The sequence below is a fragment of the Paludisphaera soli genome (assembly GCF_011064595.1).
In the GTDB taxonomy this organism is placed as follows: Bacteria; Planctomycetota; Planctomycetia; order Isosphaerales; family Isosphaeraceae; genus Paludisphaera; species Paludisphaera soli.
Map to the genome: position 1 here is coordinate 1 of NZ_JAALJI010000185.1, position 279 is coordinate 279.

1 protein-coding gene is annotated in these 279 nt (G+C 73.8%); it reads right to left on the reverse strand.

The genetic code is table 11. The annotated features are described in order from the left end of the window. A partial coding sequence (locus G6O68_RS32235; RefSeq protein WP_165253866.1) for a hypothetical protein occupies positions 1-279 on the reverse strand: 279 nt, incomplete at both ends.

Below are 279 nucleotides of genomic sequence, written 5' to 3' on the forward strand. Positions count from 1 at the left end.
TCCGACGGGCGGGCCGACGCCCGCAGGGATCTCGACCGGCACGGCGTTGGCCGGGGGGCCGCCGGACCTGGCCCAGCGTTTCAGGATGGCCCCGCCGAACCCCTCGCCGGTAAACCGGTCCTCGGCCGCCTTGGCGGCGCAGATGGGCAGGACGGCCTCGATCCACCAGGCCGGGTAGGTCAGGCTCCAGGTCCGGACGTGGCGCGACCACGAGTACGGCACGCCGAGCGGGTCGAAGTGGAATCCCACCAGCGCGACCAGCCGGTCGAGTTCGTCGGC